The organism is Friedmanniella luteola (genome assembly GCF_900105065.1).
Lineage (GTDB): Bacteria > Actinomycetota > Actinomycetes > Propionibacteriales > Propionibacteriaceae > Microlunatus > Microlunatus luteolus.
The window spans coordinates 4,622,454-4,640,195 of the sequence record NZ_LT629749.1 but is presented as its reverse complement, the minus strand read 5'-3'; the positions used below and the strand labels follow the sequence as shown (position 1 = coordinate 4,640,195).

At 73.0% G+C, this 17,742-nt stretch carries 18 protein-coding genes and 1 pseudogene; 7 read left to right on the top strand and 12 right to left on the bottom strand.

The genetic code is table 11. The features are described 5' to 3' along the window. Positions 1-56: 56 nt before the first annotated feature. Together BLT72_RS21650 and BLT72_RS23405 are read right to left on the bottom strand one after the other, a co-directional pair. Entirely contained in the window at positions 57-719 is a 663-nt protein-coding gene (locus tag BLT72_RS21650) for a GNAT family N-acetyltransferase (RefSeq protein WP_091416173.1), read from the bottom strand. After that, entirely contained in the window at positions 719-850 is a 132-nt protein-coding gene (locus tag BLT72_RS23405) for a hypothetical protein (RefSeq protein WP_280949236.1), read from the bottom strand. The genes BLT72_RS21650 and BLT72_RS23405 overlap by 1 nt, the downstream gene beginning before the upstream one ends. Before the next feature lie 98 nt (positions 851-948). On the opposite strand from BLT72_RS23405, the gene BLT72_RS21645 reads away from it, so the two are divergent. The 4 genes and pseudogenes from BLT72_RS21645 to BLT72_RS21630 all read left to right on the top strand — a co-directional run. Then, positions 949-2,346: an aminotransferase-like domain-containing protein gene (locus BLT72_RS21645; RefSeq protein ID WP_091416170.1), complete on the top strand. Its 1,398-nt coding sequence runs from the start codon at positions 949-951 to the stop codon at positions 2,344-2,346. Between the two features lie 74 nt (positions 2,347-2,420). Then, positions 2,421-3,410, top strand: a complete 990-nt coding sequence (locus BLT72_RS21640; protein WP_091418115.1) for a D-alanine--D-alanine ligase family protein — start codon at positions 2,421-2,423, stop codon at positions 3,408-3,410. 19 nt (positions 3,411-3,429) lie between these two features. Continuing rightward, a complete protein-coding gene (locus BLT72_RS21635; protein WP_091416167.1) occupies positions 3,430-4,158 on the top strand; it encodes an SURF1 family protein in 729 nt (242 codons plus the stop codon). A gap of 9 nt (positions 4,159-4,167) precedes the next feature. Further along, positions 4,168-4,539: pseudogene (locus BLT72_RS21630) on the top strand (DUF3817 domain-containing protein); the annotation flags it as partial. A 2-nt stretch (positions 4,540-4,541) separates the two neighbouring features. Here BLT72_RS21630 and BLT72_RS21625 read toward each other — a convergent pair. From BLT72_RS21625 to rpmH, 10 genes are all read right to left on the bottom strand, one after another. After that, on the bottom strand, positions 4,542-5,510 hold the full coding sequence (locus BLT72_RS21625) for a ParB/RepB/Spo0J family partition protein (protein ID WP_091416161.1): 969 nt from the start codon (positions 5,508-5,510) through the stop codon (positions 4,542-4,544). Next, entirely contained in the window at positions 5,507-6,463 is a 957-nt protein-coding gene (locus tag BLT72_RS21620; RefSeq protein ID WP_425349252.1) for a ParA family protein, read from the bottom strand. Before BLT72_RS21620 ends, BLT72_RS21625 begins: the two co-directional genes overlap by 4 nt. 477 nt (positions 6,464-6,940) lie before the next feature. After that, positions 6,941-7,549 carry a 16S rRNA (guanine(527)-N(7))-methyltransferase RsmG gene (rsmG, locus tag BLT72_RS21615; protein ID WP_091416157.1) on the bottom strand — a complete coding sequence of 203 codons (609 nt, stop codon included), beginning with the start codon at positions 7,547-7,549 and terminating at the stop codon, positions 6,941-6,943. Next, the gene (locus BLT72_RS21610) at positions 7,546-8,997 is read right to left on the bottom strand and encodes an aminobutyraldehyde dehydrogenase (protein WP_091416154.1); all 1,452 of its coding nucleotides are present in this window, start codon (positions 8,995-8,997) and stop codon (positions 7,546-7,548) included. Before BLT72_RS21610 ends, rsmG begins: the two co-directional genes overlap by 4 nt. Continuing rightward, positions 8,994-10,367, bottom strand: a complete 1,374-nt coding sequence (gabT, locus tag BLT72_RS21605) for a 4-aminobutyrate--2-oxoglutarate transaminase (RefSeq protein WP_172826152.1) — start codon at positions 10,365-10,367, stop codon at positions 8,994-8,996. The genes BLT72_RS21610 and gabT overlap by 4 nt, the downstream gene beginning before the upstream one ends. 99 nt (positions 10,368-10,466) lie before the next feature. Next, positions 10,467-11,021 carry a Jag family protein gene (locus BLT72_RS21600; RefSeq protein WP_091418103.1) on the bottom strand — a complete coding sequence of 185 codons (555 nt, stop codon included), beginning with the start codon at positions 11,019-11,021 and terminating at the stop codon, positions 10,467-10,469. Positions 11,022-11,238: 217 nt separating this feature from the next. Then, positions 11,239-12,240 carry a membrane protein insertase YidC gene (gene yidC, locus BLT72_RS21595; RefSeq protein ID WP_197677451.1) on the bottom strand — a complete coding sequence of 334 codons (1,002 nt, stop codon included), beginning with the start codon at positions 12,238-12,240 and terminating at the stop codon, positions 11,239-11,241. 17 nt (positions 12,241-12,257) lie between these two features. Further along, positions 12,258-12,632: a membrane protein insertion efficiency factor YidD gene (gene yidD, locus BLT72_RS21590; protein ID WP_091416149.1), complete on the bottom strand. Its 375-nt coding sequence runs from the start codon at positions 12,630-12,632 to the stop codon at positions 12,258-12,260. Continuing rightward, entirely contained in the window at positions 12,629-12,976 is a 348-nt protein-coding gene (gene rnpA / locus BLT72_RS21585; protein WP_091416146.1) for a ribonuclease P protein component, read from the bottom strand. The genes yidD and rnpA overlap by 4 nt, the downstream gene beginning before the upstream one ends. 21 nt (positions 12,977-12,997) lie before the next feature. Continuing rightward, positions 12,998-13,135 (bottom strand): 50S ribosomal protein L34, encoded by a 138-nt coding sequence (gene rpmH / locus BLT72_RS21580; protein WP_091416143.1) that lies wholly within the window; start codon positions 13,133-13,135, stop codon positions 12,998-13,000. A 586-nt stretch (positions 13,136-13,721) separates the two neighbouring features. Here rpmH and dnaA point away from each other — a divergent pair. From dnaA to dnaN, 3 genes are all read left to right on the top strand, one after another. Then, a complete protein-coding gene (dnaA, locus tag BLT72_RS21575) occupies positions 13,722-15,296 on the top strand; it encodes a chromosomal replication initiator protein DnaA (protein WP_197677450.1) in 1,575 nt (524 codons plus the stop codon). Positions 15,297-15,981: 685 nt separating this feature from the next. Then, positions 15,982-16,374 carry a hypothetical protein gene (locus BLT72_RS21570; protein WP_091416138.1) on the top strand — a complete coding sequence of 131 codons (393 nt, stop codon included), beginning with the start codon at positions 15,982-15,984 and terminating at the stop codon, positions 16,372-16,374. Between the two features lie 151 nt (positions 16,375-16,525). After that, the gene (dnaN, locus tag BLT72_RS21565; RefSeq protein WP_091416136.1) at positions 16,526-17,683 is read left to right on the top strand and encodes a DNA polymerase III subunit beta; all 1,158 of its coding nucleotides are present in this window, start codon (positions 16,526-16,528) and stop codon (positions 17,681-17,683) included. Positions 17,684-17,742: the final 59 nt, after the last annotated feature.

Here is a 17,742-nt window from a genome sequence, read left to right as displayed (position 1 = left end):
TGTCCCCCGGTCCGTGGCCGATCGCGGGCGAGCGGCGCGGAGCGGTCCGGGCGAGGTCAGGCGGGGGTCGTCGGCAGCGGGTCGGTCGTGTCGCGGTGGGCGTAGGTGGCCGGCTCGGCGGCCGGGGGCTGGCTGACCAGGCCGGTCAGCCGGCTCCAGGCCGCGCCGAGGTCCGGACGCCAGCGCACCGTGGTCTGCAGGTCCATCCGCAGCCGCGGCGTGACGGGGTGCGGCCGGACGACGGTGAAGCCCACGCTCTCCAGCCAGCCCACGGGCAGCATGCAGGACGGGCCCTGGTGGTAGGTGCCCACGGCCTCGAGCGCGCGGATGTCGCGGCGGGCGACCAGGGCGGCCGCCGTCTGCACGAGGTGCCGGCCGACGCCGTGACCGCGGTGCTCCTCGGCCACCCGGACGGAGGTGACGACGGCGGCGTCCGGGCTGACCGGGGTGCTGGCGAACGCCCCGAGCCGGGGGACGTGACCGGCGGGGGCCAGCGTCAGGTGGCCGATGAGCTCGGCGTCGTCGTAGGCGGCGACGCCGCAGTAGCCCCAGTGCCGGGTGACCGCCTGGGCCCACTCGCGCTTGGTGGCGCTGCGGCGCTGGTCGGAGGACGAGGTGGCGAGGTCGGCGAGGCTCGACTCCCAGAAGGTGCAGCCGGCGCACGGCTCGGGCAGCTCGGGGAGGTCGCCCGCGGTCATCGGGCGGTACCGGCGCGCCATCAGGCCGCCCGCGCCCGCGGCCGGGCGAGGCCCAGCCCGAAGCCGACGACCAGGCCCACGACGGCGCCCCCGGTGAGCCAGAGCGACCACCGCACGGGGCGCAGCCACCCACCCGAGGAGGCACTGCGCATGCGCCCATCGTAGGCGGCGGACCCGGGGTTGGCGACGGGCGCCCCGGCGCGGGCCGCCGTGCGCCGTGCGGGTGGGACGGCGTGCGCCGTGCGGGCCGATGAGGCACCCTTGGGGGGTGAGCGTGCCACCTCTCCCCTCGACCGGCCCCGGGGTGACGCACGGACCTGCCGGCGGGGTCGCTCGGCCGGCGCGCCGGGACACCCGGCTGGACCCCTACGTCGACCGCTACGCCGCCCGCACGCACGGCATGACGGCGTCGGCCATCCGGGCCCTCTTCTCGGTGGCCAACCGCCCGGAGGTCGTCTCCCTGGCCGGCGGGATGCCCAACATCGCCGACCTGCCGCTCGACGTCGTCGGCTCCGTCCTCGAGGACCTCGTCACCACGACCGGCATGCGCGCCATGCAGTACGGCTCCGGGCAGGGGGAGCCGATGATCCGCGAGGCGATCTGCGAGGTCATGCGGCTCGAGGGCATCCAGGCCCACCCCGACGACGTCACCGTCACCGTGGGCTCGCAGCAGGGGCTGGACCTGGTCACCCGCATCTTCTGCGACCCCGGCGACGTGGTGCTCTGCGAGGCGCCCAGCTACGTCGGCGCGCTGGGGGTGTTCCGGGCCTTCCAGTGCGACGTCGCCCACGTCGCCATGGACGAGCAGGGGCTGGACCCGCAGGCGCTCCGCGAGGCGGTCGCCGCCCTGCGCGCCGCCGGCCGGACCGTCAAGTTCCTGTACACGATCCCCAACTTCCAGAACCCTGCCGGGGTCACCCAGTCCCTGGAGCGGCGGGCCGAGATCCTCCGGGTGGCCGAGGAGGCGGACCTGCTGGTCGTCGAGGACAACCCGTACGGGCTGCTGGGCTTCGACGGCGAGCCCACGCCCGCCATCCGTGCGCTCGACGAGGACCGCGTCGTCTACCTCGGCTCGTTCTCCAAGACCTTCGCCCCGGGCTTCCGGGTGGGCTGGGTGCTGGCTCCGCACGCCGTCCGGGAGAAGCTGGTGCTGGCGCAGGAGTCGGCCACGCTGTGCCCGCCGGTGTTCTCCCAGTTTGCCATCGCCGCCTACCTGGCCAACCACGACTGGCGCGGCCAGATCAAGGTGTTCCGGGAGATGTACCGCGAGCGTCGCGACGCCCTGCTGGCGGGCCTCGCCGACCACATGCCGGCGGGCATGTCCTGGACGGTCCCCACGGGCGGGTTCTTCGTCTGGGCCACCCTGCCGCCCGGCCTGGACTCCCACGCCATGCTCCCGCGCGCGGTGACGGCCCGGGTGGCCTACGTGCCCGGTACCGCCTTCTACGCCGACGGCTTCGGCAGCCGCTACATGCGGCTCTCCTACTGCTTCCCGACGCCCGAGCGGCTGGTGGAGGGCACCCGTCGGCTCGGCGAGGTGCTGGCGCACGAGGCGAGCATGCTGGCCACCTTCGGCCCCGCGCTCGGCGGTGGCGCCGACCGCCTGCCGATGCCCCCGTACGAGGCGCCCGGCGCCAACCAGGCCTGAGCCGCCACCCCTGGCCGGCCAGGACCCCACGAGACGACCGAGGACGACACCGCGTGAGCACAGCAGAGGCACCCCTGGCCGACCTCCCGGGCACCGTCGTGGTGCTGGCCGGCGGGCTCTCGCACGAGCGCGACGTGTCGCTCCGGTCCGGTCGCCGGGTCGCGCAGGCCCTGCGCTCCCAGGGCGCGGACGTCGTCGAGTCCGACGTCGACTCCGCGCTGGTGCCCCGGTTGACCGAGCTGGCCGACGCCGTCGTCTTCCCCGTCCTGCACGGCGAGGCGGGCGAGGACGGCGCGCTGCGCGAGGTCCTGGCGCTGCTCGGCGTCCCGTTCGTCGGATCGGTCGGCGCCGCGTCCCGGGTCGCCTTCGACAAGTCGATCGCCACCACGGTGGTCGCCGAGGCCGGGCTGCGCACCCCGGCCCAGGTCGCGCTCCCCCACGAGATCTTCCGCGAGCTGGGCGCGGCGGCCCTCGTCGCCGCGCTGGGCCAGCAGATCGGCTTCCCGATGATGGTCAAGCCCTCCCGGGGCGGCTCCGCGCTGGGCTGCAGCAAGGTGTCCCGGGCCGAGGAGCTGCCGGCCGCGATGGTCGGCGCCTACGCCTACGGGGCCGTCGCCGTCGTCGAGGAGTTCGTCGAGGGCACCGAGGTGACGGTGGCCGTCGTCGACCGGGGCGCCGGCCCCACCGCGCTGCCCGCCGTCGAGATCCGCCCCGACTCCGGCGTCTACGACTACACGGCCCGCTACACCGCCGGCGCCACCCGGTTCCTCTGCCCGGCGGAGGTGGAGCCCGAGGTGGCCACCCGCTGCGCCGCGCTGGCCCTGCAGGTGCACGAGGAGCTCGGCCTGCGGGACCTCTCGCGCACCGACCTGATCGTCACGGCCGAGGGCGAGCCGGTCTTCCTCGAGGTGAACGTGGCGCCCGGGATGACCGAGACGTCGGCGGTCCCGCTGGCCATCGAGGCCGCCGGCTGGAGCCTCGGCCGGATGTGCGCCGACCTGGTGCGGACCGCCGCGGCCCGCGGGGCCACGTCCGGGGCGGCCGGGCCGCGGGTGCCGGCGTGAGCACGGAGGGCCTGCGGCCGTGCGCCTGATCCGCCTCCGGCAGGCCCTGATCGTCCTGGTCGGGCTGGGCGTGGCCGCGGTCATGGTGGTGCTCGGGCTCTGGCAGCTCGACGTCTACCACAGCCAGGGCCGGGCGGAGGCGGACCGGCGGGCCGCGGAGCCGGCCGTGGAGGTCGGCGCCGTCGCGCGGGCCGGGCAGCCCGTCCCCGACGGCTACGGCCGGACCGTCCGCTTCCGGGGCGCCTACCTCGCCGACACCCAGGCGCTGGTCCCCGTCGAGGACCGGCCCGGCTCCTACCGGGTGGTGGCCGCGCTCCGGCTCGACAACGGCGACGTCCTGCCCGTGGTCCGCGGGGTCACCGACGCGCCGAGCGCCCCGCCGACCCCCCCGGGGGTCCAGGCCGCGACCGGCTTGCTGCTGCCGTCCGAGGAGGCCCCGGCCGGTGCGCTCCCGGCGGGGCAGATCAGCTCGGTCCGGCTGCCCACGCTGGCCCAGACCTGGCCGGGTCCGCTGGTGGGCGGCTTCGTGACCCTCAGCGCGGCGGAGTCGGCCGCGCAGGGGTTGCAGCCCGCCGCGGTGGTGCTGCCCGAGGGCAGCGGCCGGCTGCGCAACGGCGCCTACGCCCTGCAGTGGTGGGCGTTCGCCGCCTTCGCCGTCGGGCTCGCCGTCCGGATGGCGCGGGACCAGGAGCTGGGTGGCGTCGGGGTGGCCGATCTCACGCCCGAGGAGCCGGCCCGCGCCACGTAGGCTCGGCCCATGCGCAACGCCCTCCTCCGCTACCGGGTGATGGCCTACCTCGTGGGCACCCTGCTGATCGTCCTCACCCTGGTCGGGCTGCCGCTCAAGTACTGGTACGGCGACGACCGCGTGGTCACGTGGACGGCCATCCCGCACGGCTGGCTGTACATGATCCTCATCATCACCGCCGTCGACCTCGGCCGCCGGGCGGGCTGGTCGTGGCGGCGCCTGCTGCTGATCGCCCTCGCCGGCACGGTGCCCTTCCTCTCCTTCGTGGCGGAGCGGTCCGCGACCCAGGACGTGCGGGCCAAGCTGGCCGCCGAGGAGGACCCGACGGTCCCGGCGGTCTCCGCGGTCGACCGGCCGGTGGCACCATCGGCTGAACAATAGATCTACATGTCGACTTGTTGATTCTGACCGGCCATCGCGTCGACGATGCGCTGGAGGTCGTCCGCCGTGGCGAAGTCCACGACGATCCGGCCCTTCGACCGGCCCATCTCGACCCGCACCCGCGTGTCCAGCCGGTCGGAGAGCCGGCTGGCCAGCTCGGTCGCGAGCGCCGGCGCCTCCCGTCGCTCCCGCCGACGCGGCGCGTCGTCCGACCCCGTCTCCCCCAGGGCCACCAGCTCCTCCACGGCGCGCACCGACAAGCCCTCGGCGACGACGCGCTGAGCCAGCCGCTCCTGCCCGGCCGGGTCCGGCACGGCCAGCAGCGCCCGGGCGTGCCCGGCGCTCAGCACGCCGGCCGCCACTCGGCGCTGGACGGTCGGCGGCAGCCGGAGCAGCCGGATGGTGTTGGAGATCTGCGGCCGTGACCGCTTGATGCGGGTCGCCAGCTCGTCCTGGGTGCAGCCGAAGTCCTCGAGCATCTGCTGGTACGCGGCGGCCTCCTCCAGCGGGTTCAGCTGAGCCCGGTGCAGGTTCTCCAGCAGCGCGTCCCGCAGCAGGTCGTGGTCCTCGGTGCGCCGGACGATGGCGGGGATCTGGCTCAGGCCGGCAGCCTGGGAGGCACGCCAGCGTCGCTCCCCCATCACCAGCTCGAAGCGCTCGCCGCCCACGGGGCGGACCACGACCGGCTGCAGCAGGCCCACCTCCCGGATGGATCCCGTCAGCTCCTCCAGGGCCTCCTCGTCGAAGACGGTGCGGGGCTGCCGGGGGTTGGCCGTGATCGTGGCGATGTCGAGCTCGGCGAAGTACGACCCCTCCGGCACCGGGTGCGGGGGCGGCACGACCGACCGGGCCGCGGCGTCGTCACCGGGCCCCGCGGCCGGCCCCGCCGGTGCCTCGGTCGGCTCGGTGCGCTGGAAGAGCTCGCCGAGGCCGCGGCCCAGGCCTCCTCGACGGTCGGTTGCGGTGCTCATCGGTTCTCCTGGGTGGTCGGGGCGGCGCCGCGCAGGGCGATCTCCTGCGCAGCCTTGAGGTAGGACACGGCGCCCGCGGAGTCCGGGTGGTAGGTGAGGACCGTCTGCCCGTAGCTGGGCGCCTCCGAGATCCGCACCGACCGCGGGATGACGCTGGGCAGCGTCTCGGCGGCGAAGTGGGTCCGCACCTCCTGGGCGACCTGCGCCGCCAGGCGGGTCCGGGCGTCGAACATGGTCAGCACGACGGTCGTCAGCCGCAGGTCCTGGTTCAGCTCGCCGGTCACCAGGTTGATCGTCCGCATGAGCTGCGAGACGCCTTCCAGCGCGTAGTACTCGCACTGGATGGGGATGAGGATCTCGTTCGCCGCGACGAGGGCGTTGAGGGTGAGCAGGCCGAGCGACGGCGGGCAGTCGATGAAGACGTAGTCGGTCGGGTGCCCGGCCAGGTAGGTGCGGAGGGCCCGGAGCAGGCGGTTCTCGCGCGCGACCACCGAGACGAGCTCGATCTCCGCGGCGGCCAGGTCGATGGACGCCGGCAGCACCTGCAGCCCGGGCGCCTCGGGCGAGGGGACGACGTGCTCGGCGATCGCCGAGCCGCCGATCAGCACCTCGTAGGTCCCGGGCGTGCCGGGGGAGTGCTCGACCCCCAGCGCGGTCGACGCGTTGCCCTGCGGGTCCAGGTCGATCACCAGCACCGAGAGCCCACCGAGCGCCAGCGCGGCAGCCAGGTTCACCGAGGTGGTCGTCTTGCCGACCCCACCCTTCTGGTTGGCCACCACGAACACGCGGGGTGCGGCGGGGGCGGGGAGGCTGGCCACGGCGCGTGTTCCACGTGGAACACCGGCGGGTGACGGCTCCGCGACCGGCGGCAGGCCCTCCTCCGCCTCGTCGAACTTGGCGCGGCGCGGGCCCGGGGGGCGGACGAACGCTTTGGTGGACGCGTCGGCCCTCAGGACCGAGGAGCCGCTGGGGCCGGGCTGAGCCGGCGGCGGCGGCTCCGGCTGCGACTGCGGTTGGTCGTCCGGTTCTCCCGGCGGTTCTGGGTCGACCCTGAGGTCCGGCTCGACGGGTCCGGCCGGTTCGCCGTGCGACGGCGAGGGAGCGGGATCCTCCACCAGCGGCTGGGCGGGCGTGCCCTCCACCGGCCCGGGCTGGCCACCGTCCACCGTGCGGACCTCCCACGGCCAGGTGAGTGTTTCACGTGGAACACGCGGCCACCCGACGTGCGGGTCGGGCACGACCTGCTGGGGCCACCCGAGTCCCGGGACCACGTCGTGCTCGCGTACTGGACCGACCGTCATGCTCTCCCCTGTCCGGATTCGACGACTCACGGTACAAGGCCCGGGCCGGGCTCCCGCACTCCGCCACGCTCCGGGCCGTCGTCACCACCCGACTCACGACCGAGCAGCACCCCGGTCAGCCGGCAGCGGTCAGCGGGAGGACCGCACCCGCACGACCGACGTCGGCTCGACCGCAGGGTGGGCTCGTACGGTGAGGACCTCACCCACGAGGCCCCGGCGCTCGAGGTCACGCCGTGCCGCGGCCAGCTCGTCCGGCGCGGTGCGCCCCTTGAGCGCGACGATGACGCCGTCCGGCTGGCGCAGGGGGTCGCACCAGGAGATCAGGCGGGGGAGAGGAGCGAGGGCCCGGGAGAGCACCACGTCGTAGCGGCCGTTGTGGTCCTCGGCCCGGGAGCGCACCACCTCGACGCGGTCGCCCAGGCCGAGCTCTTCGACGGCCTGCTCCAGGAAGGTCGCCCGGCGCAGCAGCGGCTCGACGAGCACCACGCGCAGGTCCGGCCGCAGCAGGGCCAGCGGGATGCCGGGCAGCCCGGCGCCGCTGCCCACGTCAGCGACGGTGGCGCCCTCGGGCAGCAGCTCCGCCGGGGCGACGCTGTTGAGGACGTGCCGGTCCCAGAGCCGGTCGCTCTCCCGCGGACCGATCAGACCCCAGTCGATGCCCCGCGTCGCCAATATATCGACATATCGACTAGCCGACTCGTAGCGTGTGCCGAAGACCTCCTCCTGGATCCCGCTCACCCGAGCGAGCTCATGACGTGCTTCACCCGCGTGTAGTCCTCGAGGCCGTAGCCCGAGAGGTCCTTGCCGTGGCCCGACGCCCCGAAGCCGCCGTGCGGCATCTCCGCGACCAGCGGGATGTGGGTGTTGACCCAGACGCAGCCGAAGTCGAGGTCCCGGGACATCCGCAGAGCCGTCGCGTGGTCGCGGGTCCAGACGCTGGAGGACAGCCCGTAGGGCACGCCGTTGGCCTTGGCCAGGGCGTCCGCCTCGTCGGAGAAGCCCTGGACGGTGATCACCGGCCCGAACACCTCCTGCTGGACGATCTCGTCGTCCTGCTCCAGCCCCGTGATGACCGTGGGCTGGAAGTAGAAGCCCTCGGTCCCGTGCTGCCGGCCCCCGGTGCGCACGGTGGCGCTCGCCGGGATCCCGTCCACCAGGGCCTGCACCTTGGCGAGGTGGCCCGCGTTGTTGAGCGGGCCGTAGGCGGCGTCGTCGTCGTCGTGACCGCCCGGGCGGGTCTGCTCCGCCTGCGCCACCAGGGCGTCGACGAAGGCGTCGTGCACGGTGTCGGCCACGAGGACGCGGGTGGCGGCCGTGCAGTCCTGCCCGGCGTTGAAGAAGGCGGCGGTCGCGATGCCCTCGGCGGCGGCCTCCAGGTCGGCGTCGGCGAAGACCACCACCGGCGCGTTCCCGCCCAGCTCGAGGTGCGCCCGCTTGAGCCCCTGGGCCGCCGACACGGCGACCGCGATGCCGGCCCGCACCGAGCCGGTGATGGCCACGAGCGCGGGCACCGGGTGCTCGACGAGGGTGCGACCCGTCGCCCCGTCGCCGTTGACCACGTTGAGGACACCGGGCGGGAGGATCTCCCCGGCCAGCTCCGCGAGCCGGACGGTCGACTCGGGCGTGGTGTCGCTGGGCTTGAGCACCACGGTGTTGCCGGCGGCCAGCGCGGGGCCGATCTTCCACAGCGCCATCATCAGCGGGTAGTTCCAGGGGGTCACCTGGGCGACGACGCCGATCGGCTCCCGTCGGACGCTGGAGGAGAGCCCTTCGAGGTACTCCCCGGTGGCCTTGCCCTCGAGGGTGCGGGCGGCGCCCGCGAAGAAGCGCAGCTGGTCGGCCCCGACGGCCACCTCCTCCGAGGCGATCAGGGACCGGATCTGGCCCGTGTTCCGGCTCTGGAGCTCCACCAGCTCGTCGCTGTGCGCCTCCAGCGCGTCCGCCAGCGCGAGCAGGGCCGCCTGCCGCTGCGACGGGGTGGTCCGGCGCCAGGTCACGAAGGCCCGTTCGGCCGCCCGGACCGCCGCGTCCACCTCCTCGGGGGTGGACTTCGGTGACCGCCCGGTGACCTGACCGGTCGTCGGGTCGACCAGCTCGGTGAACTCGGTGGCGTCGGAGTCGACGAGCTTCCCGTCCACGTAGTTCTGCACGGTGCGCGGGACGTCGAGGGGCGGGGTGGCGGTCATGAGGTGGTCTCCTGGTCGAGGACGCGGGCCACCGGGCGGTCGCCGCTCTCGGCGAGCACGGCGGCGAGGACGTCCAGGGCTTCGGTGAGCAGCTCGTCGGTGATGGCGAGCGGGGGGAGCAGGCGGAGCACGTTGCCGTAGGTGCCGCAGGTCAGGACGATGACGCCCTGCCGGTGCGCGGCGGTGGCGACCGCCTGGGTCAGCAGCGGGTCCGGCTCGGTGCCGCCGGGCCGCACCAGCTCGACGGCGACCATCGCGCCGCGTCCGCGGACGTCCCCGATCCGGTCGTCCTCGGCCTGCAACCGTTGGAGCCGGGGGAGCAGCACCCCCTCGATCTCCGCCGCACGCTCCAGCAGGCGTTCCTCCGTGATCGTCTCGATCACCGCGAGCGCGGCGGCGCAGGCGAGCGGGTTGCCCCCGTAGGTGCCGCCGAGCCCGCCCCGGTGGGCGGCGTCCATGATCGCGGCCCGGCCCGTGACCGCCGAGAGCGGCAGCCCACCGGCCAGGCCCTTGGCGGCCACCACGAGGTCGGGCACCACCCCGAAGTGCTCGGAGGCGAACCACGCGCCGGTGCGGGCGAGACCCGACTGCACCTCGTCGGCGATGAACACGACGTCGTGCTCCCGGCACCACGCCGCCAGCGCCGGCAGGAAGCCGTCGGCGGGGACGATGAACCCGCCCTCGCCCTGGATCGGCTCGATCAGCACCGCCGCCAGGTTGGCGGCCCCCACCTGCTTCTCGATGATGTCGATCGCCCGCCGGGCGGCGGCCGCGCCGTCCAGGCCCGCCTCGTCGCGGTAGGGGTAGGAGAGCGGCGCCCGGTACACCTCGGGCGCGAAGGGGCCGAACCCGCTCTTGTAGGGCATCGACTTGGCCGTCAGGGCCATCGTGAGGTTGGTCCGGCCGTGGTAGGCGTGGTCGAAGGCGACCACGGCCGACCGGCCGGTGTGGGCACGGGCGATCTTCACCGCGTTCTCCACCGCCTCGGCCCCGGAGTTGAACAGGGCCGTCCGCTTCTCGTGGTCCCCGGGGGTCAGCCGGTTGAGCGCCTCGGCCACCTCCACGTACCCCGCGTACGGGGTGACCATGAAGCAGGTGTGGGTGAACGCCTCCACCTGGCGCTGCACCGCGTCGACCACGCGGGGTGCGCTGCTGCCCACCGTCGTGACCGCGATGCCGGAGCCGAGGTCGATGAAGGAGTTGCCGTCGACGTCGACGACCACGCCGCCGCCCGCCTGCGCGGCGAACACCGGCATCGTGGTGGAGACCCCGGCGGCGACGGCGGCCGCGCTCCGCGCCATCAGCTCACGCGACCGGGGCCCGGGGACGTCGGTGATCAGCAGGCGACGCTGCTCCAGGGGTGGCGGCACGGGGCCATTCTGCACCTGAACGGCCGGTGCGCCGGCCCCCCGACGCAGAACCCCGCCCGGACCAGGTCCGGACGGGGTCCTCGCGATCGCGGCTGCGGGTCAGGCGGGCAGGACGACGACGTGCCGGCGCGGCTCCTCGCCCTCGGACTCGCTGCTCAGGCCCGCGGCGGCCACCGCGTCGTGCACGATCTTGCGCTCGAACGGGTTCATCGGCTGCAGCGGCACCCGCTCGCCGGAGGTGCGCGCCTCCTCGATCGCGTCCGCGGCCAGGGCGGACAGCTCGGTGCGCCGACGCTCGCGGTAGCCCGCCACGTCCAGCATCAGCCGGCTGCGGTCGCCCGTGTCGGTCATCACCGCGAGCCGGGTGAGCTCCTGCAGCGCGTCGAGCACCTCCCCGTTGGCCCCGACCAGCACCTGCGACTCGCTGACGATGGACACGTGGGCCCGGTCGCCCTCGATGTAGGTGTCGATGTCGCCGTCCAGGTCGGCGATGTCGAGCAGCTCCTCCAGGTAGTCCGCGGCGATCTCGGCCTCGGTGTCCAGGGGGTTGTCCGACGCGGCCTCGTCCTCGTCGGCCTCGTCCTCGTCGGCCTCGTCCTCGTCGGCCTCGTCCTCGTCGGCCTCGTCCTCCTCGGCCGCGACCGGGGTCACCACGGGCTCGGCCGGTGCATCCGTCGGGGCGTCGTCGGCCACCACGGTGCTCGCCGCGCCGGCCTCGGTCACGCCCTCCTCGGCGCCCGCGGCCTCGGTGCTGGGGTCACGTTCGTCGTTCACAGGTCCTCCTCGCCGAGCGCGTTCCGCGGCTCGTCATTGGTTCCCGGCCGACGGACGGCTCGGGGAAGTCGGGGGCGCCCGGGGCGCCGGCGCTGCGTCAGACCCGGCGCTGCGAGCGCGTCTGCTTGCGGGGCTGCTGCCGGATCACCTTGGAGACGCTGGTGCCGGCCGCCTCGGCCTCCACCTCCAGGTCGGAGACGATCGCCTCGTGGAGGTCCTTGCCCTTGGCCCGGCGGCGCTCTTCCCAGGCGTCGTACGCCGGGGTCCCGGGTGCGGGGTTGCGGCGGATGACGTAGAACTGCTGGCCCATCGTCCACAGGTTGGAGGCGAACCAGTAGATCAGCACGCCGACCGGGAAGTTGATGCCACCGATCGCGAAGATCAGCGGGAACAGGTACAGCATGATCTTCTGCTGCTGGGCGAACGGGCCGGTCAGCGCGTCGGCCGGCATGTTCTTGCGCATCAGCTGCAGCTGGGTGATGAACAGCGTCGCCGTCATCGCGATGATGAGCACCAGCGTGACGATGTGCACGCTCGTGATGCCGTTCGCGAAACCGACCTTCATGAACGTGTCGGAGATGCGGGCCCCGAGCAGGGTCGCCTGGTTCAGCGAGAGCAGCAGGTCGGGGTTGACCACCAGCCAGTGGCCGCGCGCGATGGGCAGACCCGTCGAGGGGTCGATGCGGGCGGCGCCGTCGAGCACGCGGAACAGCGCGATGAAGATGGGCGACTGCAGCAGCAGCGGCAGGCAGGAGGCCAACGGGTTGGCGTTGTTCTCCTTGTAGAGCTTCATCGTCTCTTGACCGAGCTTCTCCCGGTCGTGGCCGTACTTCTTCTGCAGCTCGCGCACCTTGGGCTGCAGCAGCTGCATGGCGCGCGACGACTTGATCTGCTTCACGAACAGCGGGATCAGGGCCACGCGGATGACGATGGTGAGGCTGACGATGGACAGCGCCCACGTCCAGCCGGAGTCGGCGCCCAGCAGCGGCGCCCACAGGGAGTGGAAGAGCACCAGGATGCCCGACACCACCCAGTACAGCGGCGTCATGATGGCGCTGCCGATGGCGATGAAGGGGTCCCAGATGCTCAGCGGGAGCATCAGCGGAAGAAGGTCCATCAGTTCACACCTCGTCGTGACGCGATCTCCGCGTCGTGGTCGTGGGCTTGCGGGTCATGCCCTGCTCGTGCGTGGTGCGGTCCGGGGTGCTCGTGGAGTGCGCCTGCCCCCAGTGTTCCTGCTGCGCGGGCCTGCTCACGCTCTTCCTCGGCGAACTCGGGCGTGCCGGGCACCGGGTCGTAGCCGCCGGACGCCCACGGGTGGCAGCGCAGCAGCCGGCGCCCGGCGAGCCAGCTGCCCTTGACCGCCCCGTGCACGCCGACCGCACGCAGGGCGTAGGCCGAGCAGCTGGGGTGGTACCGGCAGACGTCCCCGTAGAGCGGGCTGATGACCAGCCGGTAGACCTTGAGCAGCCCGATCAGCAGGTACTTCACGAGCGGTCGCCCAACCTGCGGAGCGCCGCGGTCCACGCCGACGCCAGGTCCTGACCGAGACCCGTCCCCGCGCTGCCCGCCGGGGGCAGGGCACGGACCACCACGTCGGTGCCGGCCGGGGTGCGACCGATCTCCGCCGCCGCCAGGTGCCGCAGGCGACGCTTGACGCGGTTGCGGGTCACCGCGTTCCCGACCGCCTTCGAGACCACCATCCCGACCCGCACGCCGTCAGACCCCGAGGGGCCGACGTGCACCACCAGCGTGGGTCGTCCGACACGGACGCCCCGCCGGATGGTCGAGCGGAAGTCCCCCGAGGCGTTCAGCCGGGACCCGCGCGGCAGCACCGCTGACGCTCAGCCGCAGGCTCAGGCCGACAGCTCGTTGCGACCCTTGCGGCGACGAGCCGCCAGGATCGCGCGACCTGCGCGGGTGGCCATGCGGTGACGGAAGCCGTGGGTACGGCTGCGACGCCGGAGGCTGGGCTGGAAAGTGCGCTTGCTCACGGGAGAGCTCCCTAGATCTTCGAAGGCGTTCGGTTGACTCTGGTGCTGCTCCACGAGGTGACGCGGGCGCAGCCGACAGCGGTCGCTGGTGCACAGCGACCTGCCAACGGTACGGGGGCGTACCGGAGGGGTCAAACCAGCGGTGTCCCACGCCCGTCGGAGACGTGTGCACCAGAGTACGTGGGCCCGTCCAGCCGACACGCCGACCGCCGGCGCGAATGTTGCCGATCCGCTTGCGCCGGTCCGGACGGGTTGCTAGCGTCCCGCAGGCCACGAGGTTCCACGGGTGGCCCGACGAGCATCTGAGACGACTGATCTGAGCCAGGCTGCCGCTGCCGACCCCCGGGGTCGCGCGGCCCGGCCCGGCCTCTCGTCCACCACTTTCTGCACAAGGTGTGGATAACTATGTGGAATGGCTAAGGTGTAGCCATACCCCCGAACCGCAAGACACGCCGTGCCGCGTGGTCAGCGGGCCTTCCCGGCCCGTCGTCCACAGCGCCGGTTGGCCTGCACGAGACGCAGCGGAGAACGAGTGAGCGAACCTGCTGACGGCGCAGACGACGAGACCCGCAGGGCCTGGGAGCACATCTACTCCTCCGCGCCCCCCGAGCTCCGGCGCTGGCTGGGCACCGGGAAGCCGGTGGCTCTGCACCAGGACCTGATGATGGTCGCGGTGGCCAGCAACTTCACCCGCAACCTCCTCGAGGGCCGCTTCCGCGGTGTGATCGAGACCGAGCTGCACACCTTCTTCGCCCGTCCGGTCCAGCTCGCGGTCATCGTCGACGAGACCCTGGTCCCGGCCGACGAGTCGTCCGACGAGCCGACCGGGGAGTTCGAGCGTCGGGACGGCTTCGCGGCCCCGGGCGAGGGCGGCCACCCCCCGCTGAGTCGGGACGAGTTCGCCCGCACCGACCACTACGAGAGCCCGGACTTCCGCTCGCCCCCGGAGTTCGACGCGGACGGGTACGACCAGCACGGCCGCGACCGCAACGGCTTCGAGCCGGGGGAGTTCGGGGCCAGCAGCTTCCGGACCGGGGACGCCGGCCCGCACCTGCCGCCGGGCGCACCCGTCGACGGCTTCGCCGCCCACAGCGGTGACCCCAACCGGCCTCGGCGCGAGACCGACGCGCGCCTCAACCCGAAGTACTCCTTCGAGACCTTCGTCATCGGCAGCTCCAACCGCTTCGCCCACGCCGCTGCGATCGCCGTCGCCGAGAACCCGGGCAAGTCCTACAACCCGCTGACCATCTACGGGGAGTCCGGGCTGGGCAAGACCCACCTGCTGCACGCGCTCGGTCACTACGTGCGCAACTACTTCGACCGGGTCCGCGTCCGCTACGTCTCCACCGAAGAGCTGACCAACGACTTCATCAACGCGATCAGCCAGAACAAGGGTGCCGAGTTCCGCCGTCGTTACCGCGACATCGACGTGCTGCTCATCGACGACATCCAGTTCCTGGAGGGCAAGGAGCAGACGCAGGAGGAGTTCTTCCACACCTTCAACACGCTGCACAACGCCCAGAAGCAGATCGTCATGACCTCGGACCGGCCGCCGAAGCTGCTGGAGAACCTCGAGCCCCGGCTCCGCAGCCGGTTCGGCTGGGGACTCATCACCGACGTCCAGCCGCCCGACCTCGAGACCCGGATCGCCATCCTGCGGAAGAAGGCCGCGCAGGAGCGGCTCACCGCCGGCCCCGACGTGCTGGAGTTCATCGCCAGCAAGATCCAGACCAACATCCGCGAGCTCGAGGGGGCGCTGATCCGCGTCACCGCCTTCGCCAGCCTCAACCGGCAGCAGGTCGACATGAGCCTGGCCGAGGTCGTCCTCAAGGACCTCATCCCCGAGGGCGGGGAGACCCAGATCAACACCGGCATGATCATGGCCCAGACCGCCGCCTACTTCGGCCTGACGATCGACGACCTCTGCGGGCAGAGCCGCACCCACGTCCTGGTCACGGCCCGGCAGATCGCCATGTACCTCGTGCGCGAGCTCACCGACCTGTCGCTGCCCAAGATCGGCCAGCAGTTCGGCGGCCGCGACCACACCACCGTGATGCACGCGGACCGGAAGATCCGCACGCTCATGGGCGAGCGCCGCAGCGTGTTCAACCAGGTCACCGAGCTCACGAACCGGATCAAGCAGCAGGCGTCGCAGCGCTGATCCCCCGCCTCGCCTGAGCGCTCCTCCGCTCCCTGAGCTCGTCGCCGTGCCCTGAGCTCGTCGAAGGGTCGCTGCGGTCGGACCCGGGCAGGGTGGGATCCTGGGCGCCGGGCAACCTCCGCCCGCGCCGGCTGTCCGCGTGCTCGGCCGGCCGTGCGCGTGCTCCTCCCGCCAGGCCCGTCCCCGTCCGGCGCCTCGGTTCCCTCCGTGTCCTCGATCGGACGCCCAGCTCCCCGTTCCCCGACCTCGTCGAAGGGCGCGGAGAAGAGGGTCCAGCACCCTCCTCGAGGTCTTCTTCCCCCGGTGTCACGTTCCGATGTCGAGACGTGCACAGCTGGGGAGAACCTTGTGGACAACTGTGGACGTCGCGGGGGACGGCGGGGATGGTGGTGTGGGGGTCACCCGGAGGGCTGCTGCTCGTCCGCAAATACTCCCCGTGTGGTTTCGAGTGCTCCACAGCCCGGCCGCGTGTCTTTTGTCATTCCCACGGGGGGCGATGGCGGTTGTCCACAGGATCCACACCACCTACGACTACGACGAACTGAACTATCGAATGACAAGAGGCCTAAGTCTGTGCGGGGGTGGACCTGTGCACAACGGGTCGGACGCCCCGTCAGGACGGTGGGGGAGCAGCAGGCATGATCGACGGAGCCGCAGAGAGGCTGTCGACCGGTAGGAGGAGCTCGTGGGATTTCTGGGGAAGCTGTTCGGACGGGACCGCGACGACGACGAGGGGTTCGACGCGCCCGTCTCGCTCGACCTCGCGGTACGGCGCCCGCAGCTGCAGCGGCTGGAGACGGCCCTCGACGCGCTGGCGGAGCAGATGCGGGTCGCCCAGAGCGTCGACAACCCCGGTTGGCGCGGTCGGGTCAACGAGTACAGCCGGCTGGCGGGGGAGGCTGCGACGTTGCGCCAGGGCGTGCCGACCCGCGAGCAGCTGCTCGACCTGGTGTTCGAGATCCGTCCCGTCTTCACCGGACCGGTGCCGCCCGGGCTGGAGAGCCTGGTCCCGCTGCAGGACCAGGTCGTCGCGGCCGCCGAGGACCTCCGCGAGCTGCTGCCGCAGGAGCGCGGCTGAGTGGCGGAGACCGGCCGTCGGCGACGGTCCGACGATGGCCTGGCGGCGGGGCCACGCGTCGGTATGATCGTCGAGCCCGTCCAGGGCACGTCCTAGGGCGGGCTGCCCCGAGCCCGTCCTGACCGACCTCGTCAGGGGTGAGGGAACAGCTGTGAAGATCCGACTCGAGCGCGACACCTTGGCCGAAGCCGTCCAGTGGGCTGCGCGCAGCCTGCCGATGCGGCCGAGCGTGCCGATCCTGGCCGGGCTGCTGGTCCGGGCGGACGCCGAGGGGGTCACCTTCTCCAGCTTCGACTACGAGACCTCCGCCCGGATCACGGTCGCGGCGACGGTCACCGACGAGGGGACCGTGCTCATCTCGGGCCGGCTGCTCGCCGACATCTCCCGCAGCCTGCCGGCCAAGCCGGTCGACATCACCGCCGACGACTCCAAGATGGAGCTGGTCTGCGGCAGCGCCCGCTTCACCCTGCAGACCCTGCCCGTCGCGGACTACCCCTCGCTGCCGAGCATGCCGGAGGCCACCGGCACGGTGCCCAGCACGGTCTTCGCCCAGGCGGTCTCGCAGGTGGTCGTGGCCGCCGGCCGCGACGAGCTGCTGCCGGTCTTCACCGGCGTCCGGGTCGAGATCGAGGGCGACACCATCTCGCTGCTGGCCACCGACCGGTACCGGATGGCGCTCAAGGAGCTCAGCTGGAACCCCAGCTCCACCCAGATCTCGGCCACCGCACTGGTGCCGGCCAAGGTGCTCAACGAGACCTCCAAGTCGATGACGGCGGGCGAGGAGGTCACCCTCAGCCTGGCCGGCGGCTCGGGGGACGGGATCATCGGGTTCGAGGGCCACGGCGCCTCGGGCGAGCGGCAGACCACCACCCGGCTGCTGGACGGCGAGTTCCCGAAGGTGCGGCACATCATGAACACCGCGGCGGTGATGAACGTCCGGGTCAGCACCGCCGAGGCGATCGCCGCCGCCAAGCGCGTCGCCCTGGTCGCCGAGCGCAACACCTCGCTGCGGATGCTGATCGGCGACGGCGTCGTCACCCTCGAGGCCGCCACCGGCGACCAGGCCCAGGCCTCCGAGAGCATCGAGGCGACCGTCGACCAGCCCGGCGGCGGGGAGCTGGCGGTCACCGCGGCCGGCTTCAACCCGACCTACCTGCTCGACGCCCTGGGCGCCTTCGACACGCCCTACGTCAACTTCGCCTTCACCGCCCCCAGCAAGCCCTGCCAGCTGACCGGCGTGCCCGAGCTCGACGGCGAGATCCGCACCGACTACCGCCACGTCATCATGCTGATGCGCCTGCCGGGCTGATCTGCCCTCGCTCCCTCGGGCGCGGAGCGTGCTCCTGGCCGCCCGCTCCGGGTGCCTGG